General features: G+C 51.2%; 4 protein-coding genes. 1 reads left to right on the top strand and 3 read right to left on the bottom strand.

Going from position 1 to position 4,680, the window contains the following annotated elements:
* Positions 1 to 237 precede the first annotated feature (237 nt).
* Complete coding sequence (locus H7A81_RS25850; RefSeq protein ID WP_160869954.1) at positions 238 to 1,542, top strand: MFS family transporter; 1,305 nt, start codon at positions 238 to 240, stop codon at positions 1,540 to 1,542.
* On the opposite strand, the gene H7A81_RS25845 is transcribed toward H7A81_RS25850, so the two are convergent.
* From H7A81_RS25845 to H7A81_RS25835, 3 genes are all read right to left on the bottom strand, one after another.
* The gene (locus H7A81_RS25845; RefSeq protein ID WP_034825456.1) at positions 1,543 to 1,863 is read right to left on the bottom strand and encodes a YfiM family lipoprotein; all 321 of its coding nucleotides are present in this window, start codon (positions 1,861 to 1,863) and stop codon (positions 1,543 to 1,545) included.
* 3 nt (positions 1,864 to 1,866) lie between these two features.
* Positions 1,867 to 3,222, bottom strand: a complete 1,356-nt coding sequence (gene pssA / locus H7A81_RS25840; protein WP_182059172.1) for a CDP-diacylglycerol--serine O-phosphatidyltransferase — start codon at positions 3,220 to 3,222, stop codon at positions 1,867 to 1,869.
* Positions 3,223 to 3,344: 122 nt separating this feature from the next.
* Positions 3,345 to 4,680: GNAT family N-acetyltransferase (locus H7A81_RS25835; RefSeq protein ID WP_182059171.1), on the bottom strand; the 1,336-nt coding region annotated here is incomplete at its 5' end.

Genomic DNA, 4,680 nt, shown 5'->3' with positions numbered 1-4,680 from the left:
CATGCGAGAGTAGGGAACTGCCAGGCATCAAACAAGTGAAGAAACCCTGAACGAAAGTTCAGGGTTTTTTTACGTCTATATAACGCTGAAATTGCATGCAATCGCCCTAATTTCACCCCAAAATCCCTTACTAATCACAAATTAGCACCTTCAACGTCATCCAATTCCCGAAACCGCCCAACACGTGCTTTACTGAATCCTTTGGCATTAATTTATCGCAAGGAAATGAGGTAAGACATGACCGACTCACTACAACAAAAAGTGGCACCATCTGAATCAACGATAAACAGCAAACAGCGCATCTGGGCGATTGTTGGCGCATCATCAGGCAATCTGGTCGAATGGTTTGATTTCTACGTTTACTCCTTTTTCTCACTCTATTTCGCGCATGTATTCTTCCCGGCAGGCGATACCACTACGCAGTTACTGCAAACAGCAGGCGTATTCGCTGCTGGATTTTTGATGCGTCCGATTGGTGGCTGGCTGTTTGGCTATATCGCCGATCGCCATGGACGTAAAAACTCAATGCTGATTTCTGTCTGCATGATGTGTTTAGGATCCCTGGTGATCGCCTGCCTGCCAGGGTACGGCGAAATTGGCGTAGCGGCACCGGTGATCCTGCTGCTGGCGCGTATGTTTCAAGGGTTGTCAGTGGGAGGAGAGTATGGCACCAGCGCCACTTATATGAGTGAAGTCGCTTTAGAGGGCCGTAAAGGATTTTACGCATCATTCCAGTATGTGACGCTGATCGGCGGGCAGCTGTTAGCGGTTCTTACCGTAGTGGTGCTGCAACAGATCCTCAGCGACGAAGAGTTGCGCAGTTGGGGTTGGCGTATCCCCTTCTTCCTTGGCGCCGTGCTGGCTGTGGTCGCTCTGTGGCTGCGTCGCTCACTGAATGAAACCTCCGAGAAAAAGAATCGGGAACATAAAGATGCGGGCAGCGTTATGGGTTTGCTGCGCAATCACTCACGCGCATTTCTGATGGTATTGGGTTTTACTGCCGGCGGTTCACTGAGCTTCTACACCTTTACCACCTATATGCAAAAGTATCTCGTCAACACGGCAGGGATGGATGCACGCAGCGCCAGTGGATTGATGACAGCTGCATTATTCGTCTTCATGTTGATTCAGCCGATCGTTGGAGCGCTTTCAGATAAGATCGGCCGTCGATCCTCGATGATGATCTTTGGTGCGGGTGCAGCGATCTGTACCGTACCGATCCTGATGATGCTGCAAAATGTGCAGAGCGGTTGGGCCGCATTTGCACTGATCATGCTGGCGCTGATTATCACCAGCTTCTATACCGCCATCAGTGGCATTCTGAAAGCAGAAATGTTCCCGCCAGAAGTGCGCGCGCTAGGTGTTGGCTTATCTTATGCGGTGGCTAATGCGATCTTTGGTGGTTCGGCCGAGTATGTCGCTTTACTGCTGAAGAAAGAGGGGATTGAAACCAGTTTCTTCTGGTATGTGTCGGCTATGGGGGCGTTGGCCTTCGTTATTTCCCTGATGCTCCATCGCAAAGGGAAGGGCATTGCACTGTGATTATTGGCTTAAATTCCACAAGGCAACGCCAGTGGCCGCTCCCGCAACGTCATAGCTGAGATCTTTCCAACTCCAGCCGCTCCCCGAGGAGCGGCTGTCATATAACTCTTTTCCTACGCCAAAACTCAGCGAGAACAAAAAGCCAAAACGTAAATTTTGTCCACGGCTGTGATGCTGGTGTTGGGAGATTTCACTGCCGGCAGCGGCTAGCACGGCAGAAGAGAAGAAGTGTTCGGCTTTGTCCTTACCGGTCCAGTTATCTTGTGCCACATGCGCACATCCACTACAAAGTAAAACGACGCAGAGGATGAACGCACGCATCTGCTAGAGTAAGCGACTGATAAGACGGTCAATACGGATACGGCGTAGACGACGTATTAACTTACGTACTTTCGCCGGATAGTCAGAAATACTCTCTAATTCGCGGAAGTGCTGAACCGTCGTGGTATGTTCACGAATCAACGCCAGCTCTTTCTCGCGCTGTTCTGCCAGCTCATTCTTCGGATCATGGATAAGCACCGCATTTTCCAAATCCAGTCGCCAGGCGCGCGGATTAAGGTTATTACCGGTAATCATCATCCACTCGTCATCCACCCAAATGCCTTTCAGGTGATAACTGTTTTCGCCGTCTTTCCACAAACGCACCGTCAATTGGCCGTTATTGACGTAATACTGCAAACGGCTCAGAAAGCGTCGCAGGTTGATCTCATACAGATAGGGCAGTGCGCCGATGATTTTAAACGGCTGATCAGGCGGGATGTAGAAATCGTTGGCGGTTTTATCGCCCACGATGATCTCCACTTCTTTACCCTGACGCAGCAGGTGGATCAGATTACGCACCAGGATCGCTGGCAGGTTGAAGTAAGGCGTGCACAGCGTCAGTTTACGCTCGGCGCACGGCATCAAATGGAAGATGGTTTTATTGAGCAGACTGCGTTTGCCAAGGCCCACCAGTGGCGTGACCGCCAGTGACTCATTGTCAGTATTCCCCGCGAACTGGTAGTTAAAACTGCGCAAATCCTGGCGGAACTGGCGTGTTTCGTTTTTAATTTCAGGGCTGGATGGACGCTCAGTCTGGTCAAGGCGATTAACCGCATCGGACTGCTTGAGATTTTCGCAAATCCACGCGTACATGGTGTCCGCCAATTGTGGATTGCGGATTAGCTGATAGCGATCATAGCGATATTTATCATGCTGATGCAGATAAACATCATTCAGGCTGGCGCCGCTATACAGTAAGGTGTCATCAATAATGAAGCCTTTCAGATGCAGTACGCCAAGTGCTTCACGCGTGTTAACGGGAATGCCATACACTGGAATAGCGATATCGGGATGCTGTGCTGCCATCTCGCAATACCAATCAGCGTTGGTCAGTCCACGAGCGGCGCCAATTCGACCACGCTGCGCACGATGCCAATCCACCAGAATGCTGACATCCAGCTCCGGACGTGCCTGACGCGCAGCATAAAGCGCCTGCATAATGCCACGCCCGCCGTCGTCGTTCTCGAGATAGAGCGCGGCGATGCAAATGCGTTTTTCCGCCGTCGCGATTTTCGTCAGCAGGGTTTCACGAAACTCGGCAGGCGAGTAGAGCGTGGTCACATCCGACACGGATTGTGACAGTTTAGGCAGCTGTGCGAGGTGTTGTTGGTGTTTATTGCGTTTAAATTTAGACAACATCACAGTGCACTTCTTCTCTGTTCATTGCATGGCCTTTTGCCATCAAATCATGATCCTAACGGTAAATAATAACATCAACCGGCCTGATAAGGAGGATTTTTACCTTTCTGTACAGGATATCATCACGCCTCACCGAGCGGTAAATTCAGGCTGACAATGCCATCATCCAATTGAATATTCACACGAAAATTCAGTTTTCGTGCCAGCGTAATCATGCCCGTGTTGTGTGGCATGGTGATACCGTTCAATTGTTGCAGACCATGATCGCGGGTATAGCGGATCATCTTTTCCAGCAAACGTCTGCCCATCCCGAGTCCTTTCAGATCGGAACGCACCAGCACCGAAAATTCCGCATCAATGTTATCGGCATCCGAGATCGCACGCGTCACACCAATAATCTCATCATTCCCGTCGTGCTGTCGTACTGCAACAATCGCCATTTCCCGGTCATAATCGATTTGGGTCATATTGGCGAGGTCTTCATGGGTAAACTCATTGATTTCGCTGAAATAACGGTAATAGAGATCCTCTTTCGTCACCTGAGCGATAAATGCGCGCAGCTGTGGTTCATCCTCGGGCAAAATTGGGCGAAACAGGCAATACTGTCCATCTTTCAACTGCACCTGTTCTTCAAGATGATGCGGGTAAGGGCGAATCGCCAGACGCGCTTCGTTATCACCGGTAAAGGGCGCGAGTTGCAGCGTGACATCCAGCAAGGTGAATTCATTAGCGGAGGCCAGCAGCGGATGGATATCCAGCCGCTGGATCTCAGGGCAATCCACGACCAGGTTTGAAACCTGCACCAGCAATTGGCTCAGCCCGGCAATATCCAGTGGACGCAACGCACTGCGACTGCGCACTTTGCCGCTCTTCATCGCCTGAATCACCAGATAACGCGCCAGCGTCATGTTCAATGGGGGGAGTGCGACAGCCGCCTGTTTATCGGCCTGCCACTCTACACCGCCTTCACCCAGCATAATGATGGGACCAAACAGCGGATCTTGCTCCACTACCACGCGTAATTCCTGCGCACCCGCACGATTCGCCATGCTTTGTACCAGCAATCCATCAATTCGGGCTTGAGGATGGGTGTGGCGCACGCGATCAAATATCGCTTCAGCGGCCTGCTCAACCTCCTCACAACTGCGCAAATACAGCATCACGCCCTGAACTTCTGATTTGTGTGGAATATCTGGCGACCGCAGCTTAAGCGCCACCGGATAACCAATCTGATCGGCAATAGTGGCGGCCTCACGGCTGTCACTCGCAATCCAGGTCGGTAGCGTCGACAAACCATACGCTTGCAGCACCGGCTGCACTTCGTGGGTATCCAGGGTGTTAATCCCCTGATCCAGCGCTTGTTGAATCAGTTGGTGCGCCTGCGTACTATTTTGTGTCAGGCCTATCGGCAAAGCGGGGGTTTCACGCAATTGCTTCTGGTTACGGCGATATTCGACC

Origin of the sequence: Pantoea sp. ME81, assembly GCF_903970985.1 — a bacterium.
GTDB classification, from domain to species: Bacteria; Pseudomonadota; Gammaproteobacteria; order Enterobacterales; family Enterobacteriaceae; genus Pantoea; species Pantoea communis.
This window is presented reverse-complemented; position numbering and strand designations above follow the sequence as displayed.

What these genes read in the sequence shown, in the direction of transcription:
- H7A81_RS25850 (WP_160869954.1), top strand. Translation starts at nt 238, where the DNA reads ATGACCGACTCACTACAACAAAAAGTGGCACCATCTGAATCAACGATA.
- H7A81_RS25845 (WP_034825456.1), bottom strand. Translation starts at nt 1,863, where the DNA reads ATGCGTGCGTTCATCCTCTGCGTCGTTTTACTTTGTAGTGGATGTGCG.
- pssA (WP_182059172.1), bottom strand. Translation starts at nt 3,222, where the DNA reads ATGTTGTCTAAATTTAAACGCAATAAACACCAACAACACCTCGCACAG.